Annotated in this window: 21 protein-coding genes and 1 tRNA gene; 13 read left to right on the top strand and 9 right to left on the bottom strand. The window is 64.4% G+C overall.

Translation table 11 applies throughout. From position 1 onward, the window contains the following. Positions 1-91 precede the first annotated feature (91 nt). The 8 genes from AC1Z32_RS17775 (at position 92) to AC1Z32_RS17740 (ending at position 10245) form a co-directional block, all read left to right on the top strand. Complete coding sequence (locus AC1Z32_RS17775) at positions 92-610, top strand: disulfide bond formation protein B (RefSeq protein WP_483481669.1); 519 nt, start codon at positions 92-94, stop codon at positions 608-610. A gap of 295 nt (positions 611-905) precedes the next feature. Continuing rightward, entirely contained in the window at positions 906-2426 is a 1521-nt protein-coding gene (gene xdhA, locus AC1Z32_RS17770; RefSeq protein WP_483479857.1) for a xanthine dehydrogenase small subunit, read from the top strand. Continuing rightward, positions 2423-4795 (top strand): xanthine dehydrogenase molybdopterin binding subunit, encoded by a 2373-nt coding sequence (gene xdhB / locus AC1Z32_RS17765; RefSeq protein WP_483479856.1) that lies wholly within the window; start codon positions 2423-2425, stop codon positions 4793-4795. The genes xdhA and xdhB overlap by 4 nt, the downstream gene beginning before the upstream one ends. 53 nt (positions 4796-4848) lie before the next feature. Next, a complete protein-coding gene (gene xdhC / locus AC1Z32_RS17760; protein WP_483479855.1) occupies positions 4849-5865 on the top strand; it encodes a xanthine dehydrogenase accessory protein XdhC in 1017 nt (338 codons plus the stop codon). A 38-nt stretch (positions 5866-5903) separates the two neighbouring features. Continuing rightward, positions 5904-6926 (top strand): adenosine deaminase, encoded by a 1023-nt coding sequence (locus tag AC1Z32_RS17755; protein WP_483479854.1) that lies wholly within the window; start codon positions 5904-5906, stop codon positions 6924-6926. A 9-nt stretch (positions 6927-6935) separates the two neighbouring features. Then, entirely contained in the window at positions 6936-8306 is a 1371-nt protein-coding gene (locus AC1Z32_RS17750; protein WP_483479853.1) for an NCS2 family permease, read from the top strand. A gap of 26 nt (positions 8307-8332) precedes the next feature. Next, positions 8333-9661, top strand: a complete 1329-nt coding sequence (gene guaD, locus AC1Z32_RS17745; protein ID WP_483479852.1) for a guanine deaminase — start codon at positions 8333-8335, stop codon at positions 9659-9661. A gap of 149 nt (positions 9662-9810) precedes the next feature. Continuing rightward, positions 9811-10245 carry a hypothetical protein gene (locus tag AC1Z32_RS17740; protein ID WP_483479851.1) on the top strand — a complete coding sequence of 145 codons (435 nt, stop codon included), beginning with the start codon at positions 9811-9813 and terminating at the stop codon, positions 10243-10245. Here AC1Z32_RS17740 and AC1Z32_RS17735 read toward each other — a convergent pair whose 3' ends face one another. The 8 genes from AC1Z32_RS17735 to AC1Z32_RS17700 all read right to left on the bottom strand — a co-directional run bounded on the left by AC1Z32_RS17735 (position 10246) and on the right by AC1Z32_RS17700 (position 18380). After that, positions 10246-11310 (bottom strand): 2-aminoethylphosphonate aminotransferase, encoded by a 1065-nt coding sequence (locus tag AC1Z32_RS17735; RefSeq protein WP_483481668.1) that lies wholly within the window; start codon positions 11308-11310, stop codon positions 10246-10248. It abuts the gene before it with no gap. Then, positions 11310-12467, bottom strand: a complete 1158-nt coding sequence (aepY, locus tag AC1Z32_RS17730; protein WP_483479850.1) for a phosphonopyruvate decarboxylase — start codon at positions 12465-12467, stop codon at positions 11310-11312. Before aepY ends, AC1Z32_RS17735 begins: the two co-directional genes overlap by 1 nt. Beyond that, positions 12460-14157, bottom strand: a complete 1698-nt coding sequence (aepX, locus tag AC1Z32_RS17725) for a phosphoenolpyruvate mutase (protein ID WP_483479849.1) — start codon at positions 14155-14157, stop codon at positions 12460-12462. Before aepX ends, aepY begins: the two co-directional genes overlap by 8 nt. Next, the gene (locus AC1Z32_RS17720) at positions 14154-14942 is read right to left on the bottom strand and encodes a phosphocholine cytidylyltransferase family protein (RefSeq protein ID WP_483479848.1); all 789 of its coding nucleotides are present in this window, start codon (positions 14940-14942) and stop codon (positions 14154-14156) included. Before AC1Z32_RS17720 ends, aepX begins: the two co-directional genes overlap by 4 nt. A 24-nt stretch (positions 14943-14966) precedes the next feature. Next, entirely contained in the window at positions 14967-15983 is a 1017-nt protein-coding gene (locus tag AC1Z32_RS17715) for a flippase-like domain-containing protein (protein WP_483479847.1), read from the bottom strand. Further along, entirely contained in the window at positions 15980-16789 is an 810-nt protein-coding gene (locus AC1Z32_RS17710; protein ID WP_483479846.1) for a HalD/BesD family halogenase, read from the bottom strand. The genes AC1Z32_RS17715 and AC1Z32_RS17710 overlap by 4 nt, the downstream gene beginning before the upstream one ends. After that, positions 16786-17484 (bottom strand): CDP-alcohol phosphatidyltransferase family protein, encoded by a 699-nt coding sequence (locus AC1Z32_RS17705; RefSeq protein ID WP_483479845.1) that lies wholly within the window; start codon positions 17482-17484, stop codon positions 16786-16788. Before AC1Z32_RS17705 ends, AC1Z32_RS17710 begins: the two co-directional genes overlap by 4 nt. Positions 17485-17666: 182 nt before the next feature. Continuing rightward, positions 17667-18380: a DUF4136 domain-containing protein gene (locus AC1Z32_RS17700; protein WP_483479844.1), complete on the bottom strand. Its 714-nt coding sequence runs from the start codon at positions 18378-18380 to the stop codon at positions 17667-17669. A 223-nt stretch (positions 18381-18603) separates the two neighbouring features. On the opposite strand from AC1Z32_RS17700, the gene pepN reads away from it, so the two are divergent. The 5 genes from pepN to AC1Z32_RS17675 all read left to right on the top strand — a co-directional run bounded on the left by pepN (position 18604) and on the right by AC1Z32_RS17675 (position 24299). Then, positions 18604-21321: an aminopeptidase N gene (gene pepN, locus AC1Z32_RS17695; RefSeq protein ID WP_483479843.1), complete on the top strand. Its 2718-nt coding sequence runs from the start codon at positions 18604-18606 to the stop codon at positions 21319-21321. Between the two features lie 164 nt (positions 21322-21485). Next, entirely contained in the window at positions 21486-22505 is a 1020-nt protein-coding gene (locus tag AC1Z32_RS17690) for a class 1 fructose-bisphosphatase (protein ID WP_483479842.1), read from the top strand. A gap of 81 nt (positions 22506-22586) precedes the next feature. Then, positions 22587-22662: transfer RNA gene (locus tag AC1Z32_RS17685), tRNA-Thr, on the top strand. Positions 22663-23301: 639 nt separating this feature from the next. Beyond that, positions 23302-23451 carry a hypothetical protein gene (locus tag AC1Z32_RS17680; protein ID WP_483479841.1) on the top strand — a complete coding sequence of 50 codons (150 nt, stop codon included), beginning with the start codon at positions 23302-23304 and terminating at the stop codon, positions 23449-23451. 239 nt (positions 23452-23690) lie between these two features. Continuing rightward, a complete protein-coding gene (locus AC1Z32_RS17675; RefSeq protein ID WP_483479840.1) occupies positions 23691-24299 on the top strand; it encodes a chorismate mutase in 609 nt (202 codons plus the stop codon). A gap of 7 nt (positions 24300-24306) precedes the next feature. Here AC1Z32_RS17675 and AC1Z32_RS17670 read toward each other — a convergent pair whose 3' ends face one another. Next, a complete protein-coding gene (locus AC1Z32_RS17670) occupies positions 24307-25452 on the bottom strand; it encodes an exonuclease domain-containing protein (protein ID WP_483479839.1) in 1146 nt (381 codons plus the stop codon). Positions 25453-26106 lie beyond the last annotated feature (654 nt).

The following is a 26106-nucleotide window of genomic DNA, read 5'->3' as shown; positions in this document are numbered from 1 at the left end:
GCGCTAGAATTCACCGCCATACCCGCGCAACCCAGGTGCTTCCTTCTCGAATCGTTGCGGAACAATGAACAACTCTTTACACCACTTCACGATGCATCAGGACGACCGGGTGATGCGCCGCGAGCGACGCCTGCTCGTGCTGCTCGGTTTCGTGAGTCTCGGTCTCGTCGGCGGCGCGCTGTATCTTCAGTTCTTCCATAACGAGGATCCTTGCCCGCTTTGCATCATCCAGCGCTATTTCTTCGTGCTGGTCGCGATCTTCGCGTTCCTCGGGGCAGCCTTCCGGAACTGGCGCGGCATTGCGCTCCTTGAAACGCTCGTCGCCATTGCCGCGCTCGGCGGGCTCGTCACCGCGGCGCGCCATGTGTACGTGCAGTCGCATCCCGGCTTCAGTTGCGGGTTCGATGCGCTTCAGCCGATCGTCGACAATCTGCCGCCCGCCAGTTGGCTGCCGCAGGTCTTCAAGGTGGCGGGACTGTGCGAAACACCGTATCCGCCGATTCTCGGCCTCTCGCTGCCGCAATGGTCGCTGATCGCGTTCGCGCTCATTTTCGTGCTGGTTGTCGCGAGCCTGCGTTTCAAGCGCAAGCTGCGCTCGACGGTACGGTAATTTATTCCGGGCGGCCGTTCCGCGCCGCCCACCTCCCGCCTCACCTCCCGCCTCACTTCTCCCCACGCTCCTCTTTCGACGCGCTTTCCCTTTCCCGCATCAGCGCATCCGCATAATCTTGATACGTGAGCCGCAATATTTTTGGGATATTGCGATGATATGTTCGTGTCTGGATGGCGATCTACGTGCGCGCAGTCCGTTCCGCTCAAAGGCAGCTCGAGGTTTTTTCCACGGCAACCCATGAAGCGGACGGAAACCGCGTAACGCGCGCCCGGTCCGCAATGTCTTCCTGACCATGACAACGCAAACCATCCGCTTCCTTCAGCGCGGCGCCGTGCGCGAGATCGGCGACGCTCCTGCCACGCGCACGGTGCTCCAGCATCTGCGCGAGACGGCGCTTTGCATCGGCACGAAAGAAGGCTGCGCCGAAGGCGATTGCGGCGCGTGCACCGTCGTGACCGGCGAACTCGACGCCTCCGGCGAGCTCGCGCTCAATGCCGTCAACGCCTGCATCCAGTTTCTGCCGACGCTCGATTCGCGCGCGCTCTTCACCGTCGAAGATCTGCGCGGCGAAGATGGCGCGCTGCATCCGGTGCAACAGGCGCTCGTCGACTGTCACGGCTCGCAGTGCGGCTTCTGCACGCCGGGCTTCGCGATGTCGCTGTTCGCGCTCTATCACAGTCATCCGCGCGATGCGGGACCGCCCTCGCGCGATGAAATCGCCGCCGCGCTATCCGGCAATCTGTGCCGCTGCACGGGTTATCGGCCGATAGTCGATGCCGCGCAGCGCATGTTCGATTACCCGCGCCCGCCGTTCGATGCCGACGCGATCAAGCGCCAGCTCGCCGCATTGAAGCGCACGCAAACCTTCGAATACCGCGCGCCCGATGCACGCGGCGCGGCCTTCGGCACGCCGTCTTTCCACGCGCCCGTCACGCGCGCCGAGTTCGCCCGGCTGCGCGCCGCGCATCCGGACGCGCGCCTGCTCGCGGGCAGCACCGACGTCGGCCTGTGGGTGACGAAGCAGTTCCGCGATCTCGGCGACGTGCTCTACATCGGCAATGTCGATGACCTGAAGATGATCGAGCGCGATGCGCAGACGCTGACGATCGGCGCGGCGGCATCGCTCGAAGAGGCGTACGCCGCGCTCGCCGCCGATTACCCCGAGCTCGCCGAGCTGTGGACGCGCTTCGCATCGCGGCCGATCCGCAACGCGGGCACGCTCGGCGGCAATGTCGCGAACGGCTCGCCCATCGGCGATTCGATGCCCGCGCTCATCGCGCTGAACGCGGAGCTCGTGCTGCAAAAGGCCGAGAAGCTTCGCACGATGCCGCTCGACGCGTTCTATCTCGGCTATCAGAAGACCGCGCTCGATGCGGGCGAATTCGTCGCGGCGATCCGCGTGCCGCGCCCGGTCGCGGCGATGCGCTTTCGCACCTACAAGGTGTCGAAGCGCTACGACCAGGATATTTCGGCCGTGTGCGCGGCCTTCGCGATCAGGCTCGACGACGACAATCGCGTGACGGATGCGCGCATCGCGTTCGGCGGCATGGCGGCGACGCCCAAACGCGCGACGCAGGCCGAAGCCGCGCTCATCGGCCACGAATGGAGCGAAGCCAGCGTGCGTGCCGCGATGGCCGCGCTCGACACCGATTTTCAGCCGCTCACGGACATGCGCGCATCGAGCGCCTATCGCGCGAAGGTGGCGCGCAACGTGCTGCGGCGCTTCTATCTGGAAACGCGTCCCGACGCCCCGCTCGCGCTCGCCGAAGTCAACGCGTTCGCGTACGGCGCCCATGTGGAGGAAGCGCCATGAACCTGGTTTCCGAACCGCTCGCCCTCGACGCCGCCGCCGATGCCGCCGGCGCCTCGCTGCCGCACGAATCGGCGGCGCTGCACGTGAGCGGCGAAGCAATCTACACCGACGACATTCCCGAACTGCGCGGCACGCTGCACGCGGCGCTCGGGCTCTCGCGCCACGCGCACGCGCGCATCGTGTCGCTGGATCTGGATGCGGTGCGCGCCGCGCCCGGCGTCGTCGCAGTGCTTACCGCCGCCGACATCCCCGGCGAAAACAACTGCGGCCCGGTGCTGCACGACGATCCGATCCTCGCCGACGGCGTCGTGCAATACCTCGGCCAGCCGATATTCGCCGTCATCGCCGAGAGTCACGATCTCGCGCGCCGCGCCGCCGCGCTCGCGAAGAGCGAGGACGTCGTGCGTTACGAGCCGCTCGAAGCCGTACTCACGCCGCGCGAGGCGAAGGCGCGCAACCAGTTCGTGCTGCCGCCGCTGCATCTGCGGCGCGGCGATCCGGCGGGGCGCATCGCGGGCGCCGCGCATCGTCTGAAGGGCGAGTTCGAAGTCGGCGGCCAGGAGCAGTTCTATCTCGAAGGACAAGTCGCGTATGCCGTGCCGAAGGAGCAGAACGGCATGCTCGTGCATAGCTCGACGCAGCATCCGAGCGAGATGCAGCAGGTCGTCGCGCATATGCTCGGCTGGCCGACGCATGCGGTGCTGTGCGAGTGCCGGCGCATGGGCGGCGGCTTCGGCGGCAAGGAATCGCAATCGGCGGTGTTCGCGTGCGTGGCGTCGCTCGCGGCGCATCTGCTGAAGCGCCCCGTGAAGCTGCGCGCCGATCGCGACGACGATTTCATGATCACAGGCAAGCGCCACGACGCGGTCTACGAATACGAATGCGGCTTCGACGATGACGGGCGCATCGTGGGCGCGCGCGTCGAGATCGCGTTGCGTGCCGGCTATTCGGCGGACTTGTCGGGCGCGGTCGCGACGCGCGCCGTCTGCCATTTCGACAACGCCTATTATCTGAGCGATGTCGAAATCCGCGCGCTGTGCTGCAAGACCAACACGCAGTCGAACACGGCGTTTCGCGGCTTCGGCGGTCCGCAAGGCGCGCTCGTGATGGAAGTGATGCTCGATGAAATCGCGCATCGCCTGAAGCGCGATCCGCTCGATGTGCGGCGCGCGAACTATTACGGCATTGGCGATCGCAACGTGACGCCCTATGGCCAGCCGGTCGCGGACAACGTGATCGCGGCGTTGACGGACGAACTCGTCGCGTCGAGCGATTATCAACCGCGCCGCGCGGGCATCGCCGCGTTCAACGCGACGAGCGCGGTGCTCAAACGCGGCATTGCGTTCACGCCGGTCAAGTTCGGCATCTCCTTCAACGTGCCGTTTCTGAACCAGGCGGGCGCGCTCGTGCACGTCTATAAAGACGGCTCGGTGCTCGTCAATCATGGCGGCACCGAGATGGGCCAGGGGCTCAACACGAAGGTCGCGCAGATCGTCGCGAGCGTGCTCGGCATCGGCTTGCAGCGCGTGCGCGTGACGGCGACGGATACATCGAAGGTCGCGAACACGTCGGCGACGGCGGCATCGACGGGCAGCGATCTGAACGGCAAGGCGGCCGAAGCCGCGGCGCTCACGATCCGCGCGCGGCTCGCCGAACTCGCCGCGAAGCAGCTCGGCGGCAACGCGGCCGATGTGCGCTTTCAGGGCGGTGTCGTCGAATCGAATGGCGGGCAGATGCCGTTCGATCAGCTCGTCGCGGCGGCGTATCTCGCGCGCGTGCAGTTGTGGTCCGATGGCTTCTACTCGACGCCGAAAGTCCACTGGGACGCGAAGACGCTGCAGGGCCATCCGTTCTATTACTTCGCGTATGGCGCGGCGGTGTCGGAAGTCGTCGTCGATACGCTCACCGGCGAGTGGAAGCTCCTGCGCGCCGACCTGCTGCACGACGCGGGCCGCTCGATCAACCCGGCCATCGACATCGGACAGGTGGAAGGCGGCTATATCCAGGGCATGGGCTGGCTCACGACCGAAGAACTGTGGTGGAACCGCGACGGACGCCTGATGACCCACGCACCTTCGACGTACAAGATTCCCGCCGTCAGCGACACGCCCGCGCGGTTCAACGTCGCGCTTTATCGCAAAGCGGGCAACGACAACGCCGAGCCGACCGTTTTCCGCTCGAAGGCGGTGGGCGAGCCGCCCTTGCTGCTGTCGTTTTCGGTGCTGCTCGCGATCCGCGCGGCGATTGCGGCCGCGGCGCCGGATGCGCCCGACGCGCCGAAGCTGCGCGCGCCCGCGACGCCCGAAGCGATTCTCGATGCCCTGGACGCGCTCGTGGTCGAGGCCGAGGAAGCCGCCCCGGTAAACTAGCGCCCTGCGACGACGCAGAACCCCGCAACACGATCGACTTTGGAGCTCACTCGATGCAAGTTTGGCTGAACGACCTGCAACACCTGCTCGCGCATGGCGACGCCGTCGTGCTCGTGACGGTCGCGCGTGTCGAAGGCTCCGCGCCGCGCGAGCCGGGCACGAAGATGATCGTCACGCGCGAAGAAGCGCGCTACACGATCGGCGGCGGCCATCTGGAATGGAAGGCCATCGAAACCGCACGGCAAGTGCTGAAGGACGGCATGCGTTCCCCGCGCATGAGAAGGCTCGAGCGTTTCGCGCTTGGGCCCAGCCTCGGCCAGTGCTGCGGCGGCGCGGTCGTGCTGGCGTTCGAGCGGCTCGACGTATCGGACCTGAACTGGGTGACCACGCTCTCGAAACGCACCGCGCAGGGTTTGTCGACCGTGCGCAGCGTCTCGTTCGCGCCGATGCCCGACGCCGTGATGCTGTCCGATCCCGAACCAGGCGCGACGGATGCCGACTGCCTGCTCTGGGACGGCGCCGGTTTCGACGAGAGCGGCGCGCTGCTCACCGAAACCATCGCGCCGCGCGACTTCCAGGTCGTGCTGTTCGGCGCGGGCCACGTGGGCGCGGCGCTCGTGCGCGTGCTCGCGACGCTGCCCTGCCACGTGATCTGGGTCGACGCGCGCGACGCGGCGTTTCCGGCGCCGCAGTTCGTGCCGGATAACGTGACGATCGAGCCGAACGACGCACCCGACGAAGCCGTCGACAACGCGCCGCCCAACACGTACTTCATCGTGATGACGCACAACCACACGATGGATCTCGCGCTGGCCGAACGCATTCTCGTGCGCGGCGATTTCGCGTTCTTCGGCATGATCGGCTCGCACACGAAGCGCAAGCAGTTCGAGCACCGGCTCGCGGCACGCGGCATCGACCCCGCGCGCATCGGGCGGATGGTGTGCCCGATCGGCATCGATGGCATCGTCGACAAGGCGCCCGAAGTGATCGCCGTTGCAGCGGCAGCCCAACTGCTGCAGGCGGTCGAAGCCAACGCTTCGAGCCACGCGTCGTCGCAACAGACCGCCTGACCCACAGGCGCAAACCGTAGCCCCAACACAACAAAGCCATGAACCCCACACTCGCCGACAAGATTGCGCACGCGCCGAAAGCCGAGCTGCATATCCATATCGAAGGGTCGCTCGAGCCGGAGCTGATCTTCGCGCTCGCGAAACGCAATAACGTGAAGCTCGCGTACGACTCCATCGAGGCGTTGCGCGCCGCTTACGCATTCACCGATCTGCAGTCCTTCCTCGACATCTACTACGCCGGCGCGAGCGTGCTGCTGACCGAGCAGGACTTCTACGACATGACGATGGCCTACGTCGAGCGCGCGCTCGCGGACCATGTCGCGCATGCGGAAATCTTCTTCGATCCGCAAACGCATACCGAACGCGGCGTATCGATCGAAACGGTCGTCGCGGGCATCGACGCCGCCTTGCTCGAAGGCGAAAAGCGCGGTTTGTCGAGCAGGCTGATCCTGTGCTTCCTGCGGCATCTCTCCGAAGAAGACGCGCTCGCCACCTTCGATGCCGCGCTGCCCCTCTTCGACAAGTACAAGCATCGCCTGATCGGCGTCGGGCTGGACTCGTCGGAGCGCGGTCATCCGCCGTCGAAGTTCGAGCGCGTGTTCGCGAAGGCGCGTGAGCGCGGTCTCAAGCTCGTCGCGCATGCAGGCGAGGAAGGACCGCCGTCGTATGTGTACGAAGCGCTCGATCTGCTGAAAGTGGATCGCGTCGATCACGGCGTGCGCAGCATCGAGGACGCGGCGCTCGTCGCGCGTCTCGCGGATGCGCGCATCGCATTGACCGTGTGCCCGCTGTCGAACATCAAGCTCTGCGTGTTCGACGACATGACGAAGCACACGTTGAAGGACCTGCTCGATCAGGGCGTCGCGGTGATGATCAACTCCGACGATCCCGCGTACTTCGGCGGCTACGTCAACGCGAACTACTTCGCGATCGTCGATGCGCTGAAGCTCACGGATCACGAGGTCTACACGCTGTTGAAGAACAGTCTCCAAGCCTCGTTCGTCACCGAAGAAGAGCGCGCCGCGATGGTCGCGCGCCTGGATACGCACTGGAAGCAGTAAGCAAGCAAGATGGAAACAACCGCAACACTTCAAAAAGACAACACCGCCCTCGAACGCTTCTTCGGCATTCGCGCCGCGGGCTCCCGCACCAAGACCGAAATCGTCGCCGGTATCACGACGTTCCTCACGGCGATGTACATCATCGTCGTCAATCCGGGCATCCTTTCGCAAGCGGGCGTGCCTTTTCCCGCCGCGCTGACGGCGACCGTCATCGTCAGCTTTCTCGGCAGTTGCGCGATGGGCCTCTACGCGCGCAATCCGGTGCTCGTCGCGCCCGGCATGGGCATGAACGCGCTCTTCGCGTTCGTCATGGTTCACGGCGGCAAGATGCCGTGGCAGACCGCGCTCGGCTGCGTGTTCTGGTCCGGCGTGATCTTCGCGGTGCTCGCGGCGTTCAACGCGCGCAAGCTCGTCGTCGATGCGATTCCCGCGAATCTGCGGCACGCGGTGTCGTGCGGCATCGGCCTGTTCATCAGCCTGATCGGGTTGGTGAACGCGAAATTCGTCGTCGGCGATCCGGTCACGATCGTGCATTCGGCGTCGCTGAATCCGGTCGTCATCACGTTTCTCGTCGGCCTCGCCGTCACGACGGTGCTCGTCGCGCGCAAGGTCACGGGCGCTTTGATGCTCGGCATCGTGTTCACGACGATCATCGCGATTCCGATCGGCCGCTTCTATGGCGACGGCACCGCGTACTGGCCCGCCGCCATCGCGACGAAGACGCTCGTCAACTGGAACGGCCTCTTCGCCGCGCCGGACTTTTCCGCGGTCGGCCAGCTCGACCTGATGGGCTCGCTCAAGGTCATCTACTGGCCGTTCATCTTCGTGATGCTGTTCACTTCGTTCTTCGACGCGCTCTCCACCTTCATGGCGATTTCCGAAGCCGGCAAGCTCTACGACCGTGACGGCAACCCGCGCAACATCCGCCAGTCGATGATGGTCGATTCGTTCTCCGCGCTCGTGTCCGCGCCGCTCGGCACGAGCCCGGCGAACGCGTACATCGAATCGGCGGCGGGCATTTCGGCGGGCGGACGCACGGGTCTCGTCGCGGTCGTCGCGGGCTTGTGCTTCCTGCCGTTCCTGTTCCTTTCGCCGCTCTTGTCGCTCGTTCCGGCAATCGCGACCGCGCCCGCGCTCGTGCTCGTCGGCGTGTTCATGATGGAAGCGATCACGCAGATCGAATGGCATCGCTTCGACGAAGCCATTCCCGCGTTCCTCGCGATGATCCTGATCCCGCTGACCTACTCCATCACCGATGGCGTCGCGTACGGCTTTCTCGCGTTCGTCGTGCTGAAGTCGGCGACCGGGCGTGGGCGCGAAATCAAGCCGGCGATGTGGATCATCGCGGCCTTTTCGTTAGTGCTGCTTTCGCAGTTGTAAATACTTATATTCGGAGACGTTGCATCATGACTCAGACCGCCTACCGCGCCCAGTTGCTGACCTTTCGCGAAGACCCCGCGCATGCCGCCGATGGCGCGGTGTATGAGGCCGATGGCCTCCTGATCGTCGAGGACGGCAAGGTGGTCGCGGCAGGCGCGTATGCGTCCATCCGCGACCGGCTCGCCGCCGACACGACCGTGCACTCGATGCGCGACAAGCTGATCGTGCCGGGTTTCATCGACTCGCACATTCACTATCCGCAGACGGACATGATCGCTTCGCCCGCGCCGGGCCTGCTGCCGTGGCTGAACACGTACACCTTTCCCACGGAGCGCGGTTTCGAAAACCCGGCTGTCGCGCGCGAGACGGCGAGCTTTTTCATCGACGAACTGCTCGCGTGCGGCACGACCACGGCGCTCGTCTACTGCACGGTGCACAAGCAGTCGGCGGACGCGTTCTTCACCGAAAGCGAAGCGCGCAATACGCGCATGATCGCGGGCAAGGTGCTGATGGATCGCAATTGCCCCGAGTTTTTGCGCGACACGGCGCAATCCGGCTACGACGACAGTGCCGAACTCATCGCGCGCTGGCACGGGCGCGGCCGGCAGCATTACGCGCTGACGCCGCGTTTCGCGCCGACCTCGACGGAAGCGCAGCTCGAAGCGTGCGGCGCGCTCGCGCAGAAACATGGCGATGTGTTCATCCAGAGCCACGTCGCGGAAAACACCGACGAGATCAAATGGGTCGAGAGCCTGTTTCCGGGGCATCGCAGCTATCTCGACATCTATGACCATTACGGTCTGCTGCGCCGCCGCGCGGTGTACGGCCACTGCATCTATCTCGACGACCGCGACCGCGAGCGCATGGCGGAAACGGGCGCGGTGGCATCGCATTGCCCGACGTCGAACCTGTTCCTCGGCAGCGGATTGTTCGACTTCGAGAAGGCGGGCGCGTCGAACATGCCGGTGGCGCTCGCGACGGATGTCGGCGGCGGCACGTCGTTCTCGATGCTGCAAACGATGAACGAAGCGCACAAGGTCGCGCGCCTGACAGGGCATCATCTGACCGCGACGCGCATGTTCTGGCTCGCGACGACCGGCGCCGCGCAGGTCCTCGAACTCGATGACAGGATCGGCACGCTCGCGCCCGGCAGCGAAGCGGACTTCGTCGTGCTCGATCCGGCCGCGACGCCGCTGCTCGCGCGCCGCACATCGCGCACGGAATCGCTGGAAGAGCTGCTGTTCGCGTTCGCGCTGCTCGGCGACGATCGCGCGGTGTTCGAGACCTACGCGGCGGGCAAGCGCGTGCATTCGCGCGACAAACGCAAGACGGCGAAGCTGGAGCTGGCGGCCTGACGTTCCCCTGAAGTTGCACGACGGACGCCCTTCGCCCGAAGGGCGTTTTCGTATGGCGAGCCACGAAAGCCGCGACGATTCGCTCGACGGATCGAGCACAAATGTTGCATTCTCGTTAAAGTGCTGGCTGTCACGTTCCTTGCGCCGCCATGAACGCCTTCCGCTCCATTCGCTTTGTTCTGCCGATAACGTTCGCGTCGATGGCCGCGCTCGCCCACGCCGAAGCGCTGGAGGGGCAGCTCGACTGCAAATCGACGCCGCACGACTTCATCGCGCCGCTGCAGGACAAGCATCTTCTCGAAGCGAAACCGATGCGCGTCGAGAACAACTCGATCAACGCGTTCAGGCCGGTCAAAGGCGCGACGCTGACAGCGTACGGCTTCAAGGTGTACGCGCTGGTGGCGTATCAGAAGGACGATCCGCTCTTCAAGGAAGGCAAGGGCGAACCGATCGGGGATGCGGCGTATGGCGCCGTAGTGTGGGGCGGCGACGACGAAGTCGCCCAGAAGGTGCGCGCCGCGGGCAGCGACGCGGTCGTGCGCCACGTCGCGCCCTTCATCACGGCGATTTTTTGCAAGCTGTGATCAGCGCAGCAACTCGACGAACGACGAAATCAGCCGGTCCATGTCGTTCGCGTCGAGCGCGCCCATCGTCGAGATGCGGAACAGTTCCTTCGATAACCCGCCCTGCCCCGCGTAGATCACGAAGCCCTTGGCCTTGAGCGCATCGTGCAGCTTTTCGTAGGTCATGCCGGCAGGCAGCCGATACGCCCGCAACACCACCGACGATTCCTCGGGCGACAACGCGCTCCCGATACCCAGATTCGCCAATCCCGCGTGAACCTGCTCCGCGAGCTTGGCATAGCGCTTGTGGCGCGCGCGCCAGCCGCCTTCTTCCTCGAACTCGCGCAGCGCTTCGACGAGCGCGTAATACGCGTGCACGGACGGCGTGAACGGCGTGTTGCGCTCATCCTGCAGCTTTGCCAGCCGCGCGATACCGAGGTAATACGTGCGGTTCGCGGCTTTCGCCAGCGCATCGCGCTTCGCGATGACGAAGGCCGCGCCTGGCACGCCGTGCAGGCACTTGTTCGCCGTCGCGGCGATTGCGGCGATGCCGCCGCCGTCGAAGTCGATCGCTTCCGCGCCGAAGCTGCTCACCGCGTCGAGCAAGAGACCGATACCGCGCTCGCCGCACGCACGCGACAGCTTGTCGATCGTGTTCAGGCGGCCCGTTGTCGTTTCGTGGTGGATGATCGCGACGTTCGTAAATTTCTTGCTGTCGAGCAGCGCGATGATCGCGTCGATGTCCGGCGCCTGCATCCACTCGTACTTCACGATTTCGTGGTCGATGCCGTACTGCTTCGCGATCTGCACGATGCGATCGCCATATACGCCGTTTTCCACGACGAGCAGACGCCCGCCTTCCGGCACCAGCCCGGCGATCATGCTTTCGACCGCGGCGGTGCCCGAGCCCGTCATCAGCACGGCGCTCCACACGGCGGGATCGAGCTCGTAAGCGGCGACGAGACGCTTGCGCGCCTCATCCTGAAGATCGAAAAACTCCGGCTCGCGATGGCACAAGTCGGTTTGCAGCAGGCTCTTGCGCACGCGTTCGGTCAGCGTGACAGGACCCGGATTGAGCAGCAGCATCATCGGCCTCCTATGTGTTGTTGCAAGCGCGCGCGCACGTCCTCGGGCGTGATTTTCGGGCGCGGCAGATCGGACGGCGTGCCGGTTCTGATCGACAGGCGCGCGAAACGCACGCCATCCACGTTCCGTGTTTCGAAGAGACGATCGATCACGCCGATATCGTCGCCATCGAGCGCGAGCGCGTAGCCGCACGCCGAAGCGATCGACGCGAAATCGACTTCGCGCGAAACGGTTGCCTGGCCGCCTGTGGACTCGTGCGCGCCGTTGTCGAGCAGCAGGTGAATCAGGTTTGACGGGCCGTAGGCGCCGAGCGTTGCGAAGACGCCCATGCGCATGAGCGCGGCGCCGTCGCCATCGAGCGCGACGACGGTGAGGTCCGGGCGCGAGAGCGCGAGGCCCAGCGCCATCGGCGTCACGCAGCCCATCGAGCCGACGAGATAGAGCTGGTTCTCGCGATCGTCGATCGCGTATAGCTCGCGGCCGCAGAAACCCGTCGAAGCGAGCACGACCGTCGAATCCTTCGGGGTGTTCGCGATGACTTTCCGAAGCGCATCGTGACGCGTCACGCGCTCGCCCTCGAAGCGCTGCTGAGGCGCGGGATGCCGGTTGGCGCGCACGCCCGACAAACCGGTCTTCTTCAGCTCATACGGCGCGACGCTGCCCTTTTGCATGACGAGCGCATATGGACGGCCGGTGCGGTCCATATATTCCGTCGCGCGATCGAGCGCCGGGCCGATCTGATCGCCTTCCGTCGGGAAAAGCTCCCACGGAATCTCCATCGTCTCGAGCATCTGCGGCGTGATCGGGCCCATCAGCGCGTGCTGCGGCTCGTCGTGAACGCCGGGCTGGCCGCGCCACGTGACGATCAGCAATTGCGGCAGACGGAATGTCCACGTCAGCGACGTGAGCGGACTCACCGCGTTGCCGAGACCGGAGTTCTGCATCATCGCGATGCCGCGTCTTTTCACGCCGCCGCCGAGCGCGACGCCCGCGATCAGCGCGACCGCATCGCCTTCGTTCGCCGCCGACACGTAATGCAGCGACTCATCCTGCAGCACGTAGTTGATGAACGGCGTCAGAAACGAGCACGGCACGCCGGCATACCAGTCGAAACCACGCTCGCGCGCGGCCTCGACGAACTGGGCGGCCTCAATCACGCGCGTTCTCCGTGCCTTCCGAACCGATGGGCGTCTGACCGTGCGCGAAATCGCCCGCGCGGCGGAAATCGTCGAGATCGTTCACGCCGCGCCAGTGGCCGTGCACGTATTGCACTTCGATCTTCTGGCCGGCGGCGATCAGCGCGTTGAGCAGCGCGGCCGTGTCGAGCTGGTCGAAGTCGGCGCGTTGCTGCAGTTGTCCGAGCGTCGCGGCGAGGCGTTCGCGCGCACCGGCGCGCACCTTGACGAGGCCCATCCAGCGGCCTTGCGGCGCGCGGTCATCGGAGAGGCTCTGACCCGCGCCGACCACGCTTTCGAGCCACACTTTCTGGCCGAAGAGCGCGCGATCGTCGGCGGTCGAGCAATAGGCGAAGTCGGTTGCGGCAGCGCCCGCCTGCGGCGCCTGCGAAGAATCGACGACGATGCAGAAGTCGCTGTCCGATTCCACCAGATCGCGCAGGATGTAGCTGCGGAACAGCAAGTCGCCGTAGGAAATCACGGTATCGCCGTTCATGTGCTTCACGGCGCATGCGAGCGACGCGAGCTCGCCCGTCGACTCATGCTTCTCGTTGACGACGACACGAATCCCGCCCGTCTCGATCGCATCGGCGCGATAACCGCCGACGACCGTGATGTCGTTGATGCTTTCCTTTTTGAACGCTTCGACCAGATGGCGCAGAAGCGGCTTGCCCGCGACCGGCAGCATGACTTTCGGGCGCTCTTCGGTCAGCGCTTCGAGGCCCGCGCCACGGCTCGCGGCGAGCACGATCGCGCTGCGCTTTTCGTTCGCCGCCGTCAGATAGATGTTCTCGGCGGCCGAGTACTCATCCGCATCCTGCAGACGGAAGATCTCGTTCACCGACGCGATGCGGTCTTCCACATTGACGAGCGTCTCGCTGTCGTGGATTTCCTTCGCGATCGCCTGCATCGCCGAAACCGCGCCGCGGATCAGATGGTTCGCCCAGATCACGCAGCTGATGCCCGCCTGACGGAACGCGTCGGTCGGGGTGCTGTAGTACTTCGTCGGCACGATGACGAGCGGGCCGCGCCCGGCCCATTCGCGCGCGAATGTGAGAATTTCATCGGGCTTGGAGAGCTTGCTGTGGATCAGGATCGCGTCCGCGCCCGCCTGGCGATACGCCTCGGCGCGCTTCAACGCTTCTTCCATGCCCCAGCCCGCGATCAGCGCCTCGACGCGCGCGACGATCGAAAAGTTCGGATCGCTTTGCGAGTCCTTGCCGGCCTTGATCTTGCCGCAGAACTCGTCGATATCGGCGAGCGGCTGCGCTTCGCCATTGATGAAGCTGTTGGTCTTCGGAAACTGCTTGTCCTCGATGCACACGCCCGCGATGCCGCGCTGCTCCAGCTTCTTCACGAGACGGCGCACGTTGTTGAAGTTGCCGTAGCCGGTGTCGCCGTCGAGCAGAATGGGCAGATCGCTCGCGTCCGCCATGAACTCGAGGTTGTCGACGACCTGCGTCCAGCTCGCCTCGTTGTTGTCGCGCACGCCGAATTGCGCGGAGATCGACAGGCCCGAGCCCCAGATCGCCTTGAAGCCGGCCTCCTTCGCGATGCGCGCCGAGATGCCGTTGTGCGCTTCCATCAGGAATTCGAGGCGATTGCTCTGCAGCATTTCGCGCAGGCGCATCGTGCGCGAGTAGCCGACGGGAATGTTTCCGGGTGCGTTCATTGTTGGGAGGCTCCTGCAAACTGACGCAGCGCGTTCAATTGCGGCAGCACTTCGTCTGCCGCGCGCTTCACGTCGTTCTGAAAATCGATTTCGATCCACGGCGCGCCGGTCACATCGGCGATATCGAACACGTGGGACGGGTTCTGCAAATTCTCCAGCAACAGATCGCGCACCGCTTCTTCGTGCGGCATCTTCCCGCGGCCGGTCGCGACGTAATCGGCGCAGATTTCGGCCAGGCGCGTGGCGGTTTTTTCATCGAAGCGGAAAAAGCCCACCGATTCGCCGATGGTGTCATAGTTCAGCCCCGCCGCGACCTGCTTGCGCAATTCGACCGGCACGCCGTTCTCGACGCACAGCTTCACGGGCTCGTCGCCGGCTTCGAAATCGCGGTCGATCAACAGACGGTTCACGCTGCCACCCGCGACGAGCGGCTCGACAATGCGCTCGTCGTAGAGCACGTCGGCGTCCATCAGCAGGATATCGCCGCCGCGCGTCATCGCATCGCGCGCGGTGTGCACGGACAGCACGCTGCCGAGCGTGAATTCTTCGTTGACGACGATTTCCGTCTTCGGCTTCCAGTCGATGGAGGCGAGCTCCGCTTCGATCTGCTCGCTCTTGAAGCCGGTCACGAAGACGACTTCATCGACGCCCGCGGCCTTCAAAAAGTGCAGATGACGTTCGAGCAGCGATGCGTCGCCAAAGCGCAGGAGGCACTTCGGCTTTTGCTGGCCTTCGGGCTGAACGAGGCGCAAGCCCATCCCGGCCGCAAGAATAATTGCGCGCATGGTTGTGTTCCCTTCGTGGGTGGGTCAGTCGATATCCGGCACGCGCGCGAGACGGCGGCGCTGCCAGCCTTTTTCAACGAAATGCAGATAAACGATGCCCGGCACGCCGAGCAGCAGTTCGCGCGCGCGCTTCGCGAGCGAAAGCGCGAGCGCCGCCTCGGGCGGCAGGCCAACGAGACGCGCGAGCAGCAGATAGCCGCCTTCCTGCACGCCGAGCGAGCCGGGAATGGCGAAGGCCGCGCCGCGAATCGCCTGCCCGAGGCTTTCGAGCAGGAGCGCTTCCGTCCAGCCGACCGGATGGCCGAGCAGATGCAGCGCGAGCCACACTTCCCCCGTGCCGACGATCCAGCCGATGAGGCTCAGGCCGAAGCTCGACGCGACCTTGCCGCGCTCGCGATAGAGCTCGTGCACGGCGGCATCGACGGCTTCGGCGCGCGTGACCAGCGACGACCAGTCGCGCTTCGCCGAAAACTTCGCGGCGATGCCGGACGCGAAGCGCATCGCGCGGCCGAAGAGACCGCGCCGCTGCGCCAGATAGAAGCCGAAGATCATGAGGCCGATCACGCCGATCACCGCGAGCACGGCGATCGTCACGCTCGACGACGAGCCGCCCGCCGCGTAGCCCGTCAGCAGCACGACGCCGATCAGCGCGAAGATCAGTTGCGCGACGGTTTGCATCGTCGTGCTGATGGTGATGACGGCGGCGGCATCCCGCGCGCGCATGCCGCGCTGCGCGAGATAGCGGACCATCAGCATCGGCCCGCCGATCTGGCCGGCGGGCATCAGGCTGTTCACCGATTCGCCGGCCCAGCGCGCGAGCAGTGCGTCGCGCAGGGAGACGTCGCGCTCCTTGCGGGAGAAGAGCACGCTGATCGCGCCGGCATCGACGACGAGCGGCACGAAGTGGAACGCCGCGACCACGAGCAAGCCCCAGCCCGCGGCGGCCAAGGTGGACGCCACCGAACCGAAGCCTTGCCAGCCGAGCAGCGCGATGAACAACACCACGCCGACGGAAAGCAGAAATGTGCCCGCGCGGCTCATGCCGGTCCGTTCTTGCCGCCCTTGCGGCGAAAGACCTGCCTGAAGCCGAAATAAGCGATCGAGTCCTTCATGTTCGAGATGAAGCGCTGAAACGGCCGCATGTTGGGGTTCGTCACGTACTCGAACGTGAGCGACACGCGCATTTCGTTCTCGCCGAGCGGCGTGACGCGGTGGCGCAGCTTGTCGCCGTCGAACAGCACGAACGCGCCGGGCGGATACTGCACGGAGCCCGGCTGATCCGGAATCTCCGGCGTGCGCGTGTGCAGTTCGTATTCGAGCGCGCAGGAGGAATCGTCGATCACGCCGAGCAGCAGCGTATAGCGGCGGCCTTCGTAATACGAGGTGTCGTAATGCCAGCCGATGTGATCGCCCGGACGCGTGTAGAAGTAAAGCGCGTAGGCATGCGGATCGTCTTCGGGCGAGAGTTGCAGCTTGTCGCCGGTGATCGTCTCCAGCCACTTGATCAGCGCTTCCGAGCGGTACAGATCGGCGATGAACGGCGCGAGCTTGTCGAGCGTATGGCGGCTCACGCTGCCGCCCGCCTTGTGACCCGGCAGATAGTTGCGGTTCACGGCAGGCATCACGTCGTGCACGGCGGCGATCAGGCGCTCGGTGTAATCGCGCGGCAGAAAGTCCTCGATGTACAGAAACGCGCCCTGCTCACCGTACTCGTCGCGCAGCTTCGGCGTTTGCAGCGCGGCGAGGCGCGCGTTCAATGTCGAGTCGATGTCGCGCTTCGACGGGCGCGCAACCGAAGCTTGCGCCGGCTGGGTCAGCGTGTTGTCCGGAGTTGCCGTATCGCTCATTTCACCGCCTGGAAATCGTTGCCGTCTATTGTGCGCGACGCCTGCATGCGCTGTCTCAGGTGCCGGGTGACGCGCTGATAATCCACCGCCACATACACCGCGAAGAGCGGCGCGCCGATCGACGCGGCAATTAGAAACGGCGTCATGCCGTTCAGGATGGTCACGACCGGCAGCAGATACAACACGTCTTCGGTTTCGAATCCGGCCATCGACGCCTGCTTCGTGCCCGACTTGCCGACCATCGACTCGATGCGCATGCGCAGGAAAAAAATCAGCGCGACCGCCACGCCCGCGATGCCGCCGAGCCATTGCGCCGGCACGATCATCGACGGGTGATGCACCGCCACGTAAAAGCCGATGCCGAGGAACAGCAGCACGGTCACGAGCGCATCGGACGCGAGGTCATAGAAGTGTCCGATCTTGCTCGACTGCCCGCTGATGCGCGCGAGCTCGCCGTCCGTGTGATCGACGAGGTTCGACAGCGCGATGAGGAGCGCGCCGAGCGTGCACATCCAGAATTCACCGAGCGACAGATAGTACGCCCCGGCCAGACCGATGACGAGGCGCAGGGTCGTCAGGTGATTGGGCGTTACCGGGGTGCCGATCAGCGGCGTGACGAGGCGGCGGGCGAGCCGCGCATCCCATGTGGTGGGCTCGGGAACGGCTTCAGGACGGGGCGGACACGATTTTGTCATCCCGCGAATATATCGCTAATTCATCGAAGCTGCATATATTGCGGCCCGTCGCCGCGGCGATGAATCCCTTTTTAGTCAAGGCCGCCGGACGCTTTCGAAACTTGCGCGGCGGTGCGAAACGAATCGGCGAGCGCGCGCCGTGGCAATAATTTCCGACGAGCGCAGCCGCCCTCTTTTCACGCTCAGTCCACGGTTTTGGACGCCGGCGCGGGCGCGACGTTGCGCTCGTTCGAGTTGAGGGACGCCGCCGTTTCGTTCGAGACGCCGCCGTCCTTGTCCACCGGCAAGGTCACCGTGCGCACCGTGCCGTTGCCGAGCGGGAAGTTCGCGAGCGCGCTGCGCGTGAGGTACGGCATCGCCTGATAGAGCGACGCGTCACCCGTCGAATTCACCGCGATCACCTTGTAGACTTCGCGGCCAGTCTTGCGGTCGGTCATGCGGATCTGCAGCGCGTGGACGTACACCGGATAGCTCTGATCGACATAGCCCGTCGGGCCCCACGGGCCATACGGACCCCAGCCGCCCCACGGCCCCCAGAACGGACGGCCATAGGGGCCGTACATCGGCCAGGGGTCGTAATAGACCGGCTGACGCACGGTCACGAGATCGCCGCGCACCGAATAGGCGAGCGTCACCTGATAGTTCGCGCTCGCGTCGGGGACTTGCCGGAAGTTGTACTTCGACAGCTCGTTGGCGACGAGCGTCTCGTAGGTCGTCTGCTCGATGCTGTTCTGCTGCTCGCCCTGACGCGCGAACGCGTAGGTGCGCGTCGCATCGCTGCCGGTCCAGTCGGAGAACGCGGTCACCTGCGTCTGCACGTAGGTCGTGCAGCCCGCGAGCCACAGCGCGGCCAGTACCAGCGTCCATCTGAAGAGCGCTTTGATCGGGAAATTCATGGTCATCCTCACTTCGGACACTGCCTTTCTTAGTTATAGATAGCGCGAAGGCTGCGCGCACGTGCGCCGCTCGCGCGCACGGCCAGCAAAGCCGCCGATGGCGCCGCTCACGATCGACGGGTGTTTTGTACAATGGTTCGACATGCCGCGCCCGCATTCGTGCCTCGAGCGACAAGGCCACGACGTGCGTCCGCGCCGCCCCATTCACTTTGAAGATCTTGCCATGTCTACCACGACCGCATCCGCAGTGATTCGCCGCCAGGACTACACGCCGCCCGCGTTTCTGATCGACTCCGTCGCGCTCGAATTCGATCTCGTGCCATCGCGCACGGTCGTGAAGAACACGATGAAACTGCGCCGCAACCCCGACGCCCAGGGCGACGCATCGCGCCTCGAGTTGATGGGCGAACAGCTCGAATTCGTGAGCGCGGCGATCGACGGCGTCGGGCACGCGGATGTCCGTGTCCATGAAAACGGACTGTCCATCGGCAATATTCCGGCTGATGTCTTCGAGCTCAGCATCGAGAGCCTCTGCGATCCGGCCGGGAACACGACGCTCTCCGGACTTTATGTCTCCAGCGGCAACTTCTTCACGCAGTGCGAGGCCGAGGGCTTTCGCCGCATCACCTACTTCCTCGATCGCCCCGACGTGATGGCCACCTACACCGTCACGCTGCGCGCCGACAAGACCGCGTATCCGGTGCTGCTGTCCAACGGCAATCTGATCGCGGAAGGCGATCTGCCCGATGGCCGTCACTTCGCCACATGGGAAGACCCGTTCAAAAAGCCGAGCTATCTGTTCGCGCTGGTCGCGGGCAAGCTGGTGTGCATCGAGGAGCGCATCAAGTCTGGCTCGGGCAAGGAGAAGCTCCTGCAGGTCTGGGTCGAGCCGCATGATCTGGATAAAACCCGTCACGCGATGGATTCGCTCATCAACTCGATCCGCTGGGACGAAAAGCGCTTCGGGCTGGAGCTGGATCTCGACCGCTTCATGATCGTCGCGGTGAGCGATTTCAACATGGGCGCGATGGAGAACAAGGGCCTCAACATCTTCAATACGAAGTATGTCCTCGCGAACCCCGAAACCGCGACGGACACGGATTTCTCGAACATCGAGGCCGTGGTCGGCCATGAGTACTTCCATAACTGGACCGGCAACCGCGTGACCTGCCGCGACTGGTTCCAGTTGAGCCTGAAGGAAGGCCTGACCGTGTTCCGCGATCAGGAATTCTCCGCCGACATGGCCGCGGGCGACGCCGAAGGCGCTGCGAGCGCCGCCGCGCGCGCGACCAAGCGCATCGAGGACGTGCGCGTGCTGCGTCAGATGCAGTTCGCCGAGGATGCCGGCCCGATGGCGCATCCGGTGCGCCCCGAGAGCTACGTCGAGATCAACAACTTCTACACGATGACCGTCTACGAGAAAGGTTCGGAAGTCGTGCGGATGTATCAGACGCTTTTCGGCCGCGACGGCTTCCGCCGCGGCATGGACCTCTACTTCCAGCGGTTCGACGGCCAGGCCGTCACCTGCGACGACTTCCGCCAGGCGCTCGCCGACGCGAATCATCGCGATCTCGCGCAATTCGAGCGCTGGTACAGCCAGGCGGGCACGCCGCGGGTCTCCGTGCGCGCAAACTACGACGCCGCGAACAAGCGCTATACCCTGACGCTCACGCAGGGCTACGGCGAAGCGTCCGAGGCCGCGCGCGAAACGCAGAAAGGACCGCTCCTGATTCCGTTCTCGGTCGGCCTGATCGGCAAGAACGGCGCGGATCTGCCGCTGCGTCTCGAGGGCGAGAAGGAGCCGGACGGCACGACGCGCGTGCTCGAATTCACCGGGCGCGAGCAATCGTTCACCTTCGTCGACGTGAACGAGACGCCGCTGCCGTCGCTGTTGCGCAATTTCTCGGCGCCGGTGATCGTCGAATACGACTATACGAACGATGAACTCGCGTTCCTGCTCGCGCACGACAGCGATCCATTCAACCGCTGGGAAGCCGGCCAGCGTCTCGCCACGCGCGAGCTGCTGTCGCTCGCCGAGCGCGCCGCGCAGGGCGACGCGCTCGCCATCGACGATCAGGTGATCGCCGCGTTCGCCCGCGTGCTCGACGACACCACGCTCACGCCGGCGTTCCGCGAACTCGCGCTGATGCTGCCGTCCGAAAGCTATCTCGCCGAGCAGATGACCGTGTCCGATCCGGCCGCCGTGCATGCGGCGCGCGTCTTCATGAGCCGCCGCCTCGCGTCGCAATTGCGCGACAAGTGGCTCGCAACCTATGAAGCGAACCGCACGCCGGGCGAATATCGCCCGGTGCCGGAAGACGCCGGCAAACGCGGCCTGAAGAATCTCGCCCTCGCCTATCTGAGCCAGCTCGACGATCCGCGCGAGGCCGTCAGGGTCGCGCAGGCGCAGTACGACGGCGCCAACAACATGACGGACCGCTCGGCAGCGCTCTCCGCGCTGCTGCTCGCCGGCGCGACGAAGGGCGCGGATGCGACCGTCGCGGATGCGGCGCTGGCGGACTTCTATCGCCGCTTCGAGAACGAGGCGCTCGTCATCGACAAGTGGTTCGCGCTCCAGGCAACGCAGCGCGGCGGGCCGGACCGCAAGGTGATCGAGATCGTGCGCAAGCTGATGCAGCATCAGGCGTTCAACATCAAGAATCCGAATCGCGCCCGCTCGCTGATCTTCAGCTTCTGCAGCGGCAATCCGGCGCAATTCCACGCCGCCGACGGCTCCGGCTACGCATTCTGGGCCGAGCAGGTTATCGCGCTCGACGCGCTCAATCCGCAAGTCGCGGCGCGTCTCGCGCGCGGGCTCGAACTGTGGCGCCGCTTCACGCCGCAACTCCGCGAGAAGATGCACGCGGCTTTGAGCGAAGTCGCGTCGAAGGCGAAATCGCGAGACGTGCGCGAGGTGGTCGAGAAGGCGCTCGCCGCTTAAGCACTGTTTCGTCGGGGATTTTTGCTGTTCGACGGCCGTCGCGCGGGATTTCGTGCGACGGCCGTTCTCGCTTATGGCGGATGCGCGCGGTCGCTGTCATATGGAGCAGCCGGGTCGAGCGGTTAGAATCGTGAACATTCGTCTAACGCTCACGGAGCTTAAGCATGTCCTCCATCTCCAGCCGCACCACGCTTTCGAAGTACCTGATCGAGCAGCAGCGTGAACACCAGAATCTGCCGGCCGACCTGCGTCTCCTGATCGAAGTCGTCGCGCGCGCGTGCAAGCAGATCAGCTATCACGTGAGCAAGGGCGCGCTGGGCGAGGCGCTCGGCTCGGCCGGCAGCGAGAACGTTCAGGGTGAAGTGCAGAAAAAGCTCGACGTACTTTCGAACGAAATTCTGCTCGAAGCCAACGAATGGGGCGGCAACCTCGCCGCGATGGCATCGGAAGAAATGGAAAAGATCTTCCCGATCCCGAACCGCTACCCGAAGGGCAACTACCTGCTGACGTTCGATCCGCTCGACGGCTCGTCGAACATCGACGTGAACGTGTCGATCGGCACGATCTTCTCGGTGCTGCGCTGCCCGGACGGTGTCGAGCCGAGCGAAGCGGCGTTCATGCAGCCGGGTTCGCAGCAGGTCGCGGCCGGCTATGCGGTGTATGGCCCGCAGACGGTGCTCGTGCTGACGACCGGCCACGGCGTGAACTGCTTCACGCTTGATCGCGAACTCGGCTCGTGGGTGCTCACGCAGCGCGACATGAAGATTCCGGTCGAAACGCGCGAGTACGCGATCAATGCGTCGAACACGCGTCACTGGTATGAGCCGGTGCAGCGCTACGTCGGCGAGCTGAACGCGGGCAAGGACGGCGCGCGCAAGGAAGACTTCAACATGCGCTGGATCGCGTCGATGGTGGCCGACGTGCATCGCATCCTGAACCGCGGCGGCATTTTCATGTATCCGGCCGACAAGCGCGACCCGTCGAAGCCCGGCAAGCTGCGCCTGATGTACGAAGCGAACCCGATGTCGTTCATCGTCGAGCAGGCCGGTGGCGCTGCGACGAACGGCGAGGAGCGCATCCTCGATATCGTGCCGACGAGCCTGCACCAGCGCGTCGCGGTGTTCCTCGGCTCGAAGAGCGAAGTGGATCGCGTGACCCGCTACCATCTCGAAAAGAAAAATTGACTCAGGTATTGCCAAAATGCCGAATGCTCTGCATAATCTCACTTCTTCGTTGCTGACGAACTAAGCGAAAGCAACAATGGAGCCGGAATAGCTCAGACGGTAGAGCAGCGCATTCGTAATGCGAAGGTCGGGGGTTCGATTCCTCTTTCCGGCACCAGCGAGTATTCAAAAAACCCGCGTTCACGAAAGTGACGCGGGTTTTTGCATTTGGCTCTTTCGGACAGCAATCCTGCCAGCAGTCGATGAGCGATCCCGCGAGATGGATGGTTCACGCCGATGCAACGATCGCTTACATCGAACACAGCTTTGCGATTTCGGACGGAAATCGCCCTCACCAATTTCACATTCCCCTTCGCCGCGCATCTGATTCGCCGTATATGTGCGGTTTCATACAACAACAAGCCATTTTCCGCCCTGCACCATCGAGCGTCAACGCAGGTTTCCCGGTATCGTTATATCCATAGAGGAAAAGCTACAGTTTAAGTACGCGATGATCGCGTTTCGTGCAGAGCCAGGCTGGGCGCGGCACGCCGGAGAGCCATCAAGGAGCGATGAAACCGTAGTTTTTGCAGCGAAGGATTTGTGGGTCGGTAAAGCATTGCCCATGCTTAACCCGCCCAGAACGAACGATCATGCGTTTGGTTGTCACGCGCGCCATATGGCTCAAGCCTGAGCGGTCGCGATCCGATAACGCATTTACAGAGGAAACCGTATTTGGTATTTCCGCCGCATGCGGCAGCGCAAAAACCGCATCGGCCCGTAGGCGCAATTGTTGATGTCACAGAGGAGAGAAATCATGGACGCGAAACCGACGAAAATCCCGACGCCCGACAAGGTGTATTGTCCGGATCCGGAACCGGTTGCCGTCGAATTTCTCGCGACCGAACTGCCCGAGCACGTGCGCGCGTTCTTCGATGAACAGCGCAAATCGGCGCAGTCGAAATAAGGCGGACACGCTGGATCACGCCGTCGTCGTGAGAACGACGCCCGCCGCGCGCGGCGCACGCGGACCGTATGGTCCGCACATGGCTCACGCCAGGACGCGTCGCGCCCAGCGTTCATGACCGCAATCGGGCGAGTCGTGCGGTTCGGCTCGCCCCGTCGAATGTGATCCCTTCAGTTGGCTGCCATCGTTTCGGATTGACCGTGCGGTGCGCTATTCTTGGAGCTTTTTCCCGGACACCGATGCGCCGTCGATCGAAGTCTCCCCTCCTCGCCTTCGCCTCTGTCGCCTGCGTGCTCGTGCTCGCGCTCGCCGCGCCCGCGTCCGCGCAAGCTGACGGCGACGACACCGCGTTCACCAACCTCATCGCCCTGGTCTCGCAACGGCTCGCGCTCGCGGAGCCGGTCGCGCGCTGGAAGTGGGCACATCACGAGCCGGTCACCGACGTCCCGCGCGAAGAGGCGTTGCTCAAGCACGTCGAGGAAAAGGCCACGGCCGCGCAGGTCGATCCCGAGTTCGCGCGTCAGTTTTTCCGCGACCAGATCGATGCCAGCAAGGACGTGCAGAACGCGCTCTTCGCCAACTGGCGCGCGCTGAAGGCGGCGCCCGAAGAATCGCCGCCCGATCTCGCCAGGGACACGCGTCCGAAGCTCGATCGGCTCACACAGTCTCTCGTATCGGCGCTCGCGCATGTCGAGCCGCTTCGCCATGCGGACGACTGCCCGGTTCGTCTCGCTGAAAGTGTGGCGCGATGGAAGCATCTGACGCGCTATAACTCGTCGATGAACCCGCCGCTCATGCGCGCGCTGTCCCACGTCTGCGCGACGGGCGGCGTCGGCGCGGTCGGGTGATGCTGTCTTAAACGGCGGTCACGAACCTCGAGGCAGCGAGCGGCGTCACCGCGAGTCCGCGCGCGAGACGCTCGCTCAGAATGCGGTACGTCGACAGTTCGAATGCGGGCGTGTCGGCGTTCGCACCCAGCGCGCCGGCCTGCGCAAGCGTGTCCGCCGTGCCGAGATAGCACCAGCGGTCGATGACGTGCCACGCGCGTTGTCCCGAAGCCTCGTCGCGCTCCTCGATTGCGATCGCGCCTGCGTGCGGCCACGGCGCGCCGCGAACATCGCCCGGAGGCGTTTTCGCCGCGCGGTTGTGCGCCGGACGTGAACTTGCGATCCACTGCGCCTCGGCCAGCATCGCGCCGATTTCTCCGCACGTCGCCTTCCATTCGACGCGGCGCACGAGCGCGGCGAGGCGTAGATCCTTCGCGGAACGCCGCGGCCCCACGAGATGCGAACGCACGCGCTGACGCAGTCGCACGCTTCTGCCGGCGTAGAGCGGCGCGTCGTCATCGCCATAAAACATATAGGCGCCGCAGCCGGCGGGAATCTGCTCGATCGTGTCTTCATCGATGTGCGCGGCGAGCTGGAACCGGCGCGTCACGCGTTCCACATGCGCGCGCATGACATCCGGCGCGTGCGCGCGATGCAGGTGCTGCCAGAACTGCCAGAGCAGGTCGGCATCGGCGAGTGCGCGATGCCGCGCGGCAGGCACGAGCGCGTGCCGCGCGACGAGCGCATCGAGGCCGTGACGGCTTTCGGATGGATAGACCGCGCGCGAAAGCTGCACCGTGCAGAGAACATCGGGTGCGAAGCGAAGACCCATGCGTCTGAATTCGCCCTTCAGGAAGCCATGGTCGAAGTGCGCGTTGTGTGCGACGAACAGGCGGCCATTCATTCGGTCGAGCAAGCCGGAGGCGAGCTGCTCGAACGTCGGGGCATCGCGCACCATCGCATCGGTGATGCCGGTCAACTGCTGAACGAACGCGGGAATCCGCTTTTCCGGGTTGACGAGCGACGTCCATTGCGACACGCCCGACGAACCGATCTCCACGATGCCGATCTCGGTGATGCGGTCCACGCCGAACGTCGCGCCGGTCGTTTCGAGATCGACGAACGCGATGGGTTCGGAGGGATAGGCAAAGCTGGCTGACGGATCGGAATGCATCGTGGATGGACGAACGAGGCGGCGCGATGGGCCGGAATGGAGATTTGCTGGATTGCCCATTCTAACGCAGCAAAGGGCGGCGGGCTTTTGCTGCCGGGCATCGCTGGCTTATGTCGCATCGGAATTCGTTAGGCGATGCTCAAGGCGCTTTGCGCCCGCGAATCTTTTATTCGGAAGTCGAACGGTTGTTTTTGAATGTCCGGCGCTGGACCATTAAGCTGATCAACTCGCAATAGCGGACAACCCGTAATTGCATTCCCTGATTAACAAAGAATGCTTTTCAGGGTGTGCGCCGATGCCGAGAGTCGCGACAGTCCGGTCATCCAAGCCCACGCCACCGCGTGCCGCGATGCGCCGCGCAGGCGTCTCCGCGGCTTGGGTTGGCCCGTTTGCGATGCCCGCCGCGAAAGACCCTCATTCACTCCACTCAATTGAGCGCGATTCACCAAAACCCGATTTTCATTTCGGACGCGCATTCGATTCGAACGCGAAACTACTCCATATTGCATCAATAATAGGCGATCGCAACTTCCTGATAATCGTATCTGCCAGCAAGAAAATAGTCTCTCTAATTCAAATATAAAACAAATTATTCGTCCGGCAATCGGATTATTCAAATCGCAAGAATTTACTCGCCTTGCCCGATCCTCCGGA

Source organism: Caballeronia sp. 11_S32 (assembly GCF_056930355.1).
The sequence above is the reverse complement of the archived record's forward strand: the minus strand, read 5'-3'. Positions and strand labels throughout refer to the sequence as shown.

What these genes read in the sequence shown, in the direction of transcription:
- AC1Z32_RS17690 (WP_483479842.1), top strand. Translation starts at nt 21,486, where the DNA reads ATGTCCTCCATCTCCAGCCGCACCACGCTTTCGAAGTACCTGATCGAG.
- aepX (WP_483479849.1), bottom strand. Translation starts at nt 14,157, where the DNA reads ATGAACGCACCCGGAAACATTCCCGTCGGCTACTCGCGCACGATGCGC.
- AC1Z32_RS17680 (WP_483479841.1), top strand. Translation starts at nt 23,302, where the DNA reads ATGGACGCGAAACCGACGAAAATCCCGACGCCCGACAAGGTGTATTGT.
- AC1Z32_RS17775 (WP_483481669.1), top strand. Translation starts at nt 92, where the DNA reads ATGCATCAGGACGACCGGGTGATGCGCCGCGAGCGACGCCTGCTCGTG.
- AC1Z32_RS17720 (WP_483479848.1), bottom strand. Translation starts at nt 14,942, where the DNA reads ATGCGCGCAATTATTCTTGCGGCCGGGATGGGCTTGCGCCTCGTTCAG.
- AC1Z32_RS17750 (WP_483479853.1), top strand. Translation starts at nt 6,936, where the DNA reads ATGGAAACAACCGCAACACTTCAAAAAGACAACACCGCCCTCGAACGC.
- pepN (WP_483479843.1), top strand. Translation starts at nt 18,604, where the DNA reads ATGTCTACCACGACCGCATCCGCAGTGATTCGCCGCCAGGACTACACG.
- AC1Z32_RS17670 (WP_483479839.1), bottom strand. Translation starts at nt 25,452, where the DNA reads ATGCATTCCGATCCGTCAGCCAGCTTTGCCTATCCCTCCGAACCCATC.
- AC1Z32_RS17705 (WP_483479845.1), bottom strand. Translation starts at nt 17,484, where the DNA reads ATGACAAAATCGTGTCCGCCCCGTCCTGAAGCCGTTCCCGAGCCCACC.
- AC1Z32_RS17675 (WP_483479840.1), top strand. Translation starts at nt 23,691, where the DNA reads ATGCGCCGTCGATCGAAGTCTCCCCTCCTCGCCTTCGCCTCTGTCGCC.
- AC1Z32_RS17715 (WP_483479847.1), bottom strand. Translation starts at nt 15,983, where the DNA reads ATGAGCCGCGCGGGCACATTTCTGCTTTCCGTCGGCGTGGTGTTGTTC.
- AC1Z32_RS17740 (WP_483479851.1), top strand. Translation starts at nt 9,811, where the DNA reads ATGAACGCCTTCCGCTCCATTCGCTTTGTTCTGCCGATAACGTTCGCG.
- AC1Z32_RS17700 (WP_483479844.1), bottom strand. Translation starts at nt 18,380, where the DNA reads ATGAATTTCCCGATCAAAGCGCTCTTCAGATGGACGCTGGTACTGGCC.
- guaD (WP_483479852.1), top strand. Translation starts at nt 8,333, where the DNA reads ATGACTCAGACCGCCTACCGCGCCCAGTTGCTGACCTTTCGCGAAGAC.
- xdhA (WP_483479857.1), top strand. Translation starts at nt 906, where the DNA reads ATGACAACGCAAACCATCCGCTTCCTTCAGCGCGGCGCCGTGCGCGAG.
- xdhC (WP_483479855.1), top strand. Translation starts at nt 4,849, where the DNA reads ATGCAAGTTTGGCTGAACGACCTGCAACACCTGCTCGCGCATGGCGAC.
- AC1Z32_RS17755 (WP_483479854.1), top strand. Translation starts at nt 5,904, where the DNA reads ATGAACCCCACACTCGCCGACAAGATTGCGCACGCGCCGAAAGCCGAG.
- AC1Z32_RS17710 (WP_483479846.1), bottom strand. Translation starts at nt 16,789, where the DNA reads ATGAGCGATACGGCAACTCCGGACAACACGCTGACCCAGCCGGCGCAA.
- AC1Z32_RS17735 (WP_483481668.1), bottom strand. Translation starts at nt 11,310, where the DNA reads ATGCTGCTGCTCAATCCGGGTCCTGTCACGCTGACCGAACGCGTGCGC.
- xdhB (WP_483479856.1), top strand. Translation starts at nt 2,423, where the DNA reads ATGAACCTGGTTTCCGAACCGCTCGCCCTCGACGCCGCCGCCGATGCC.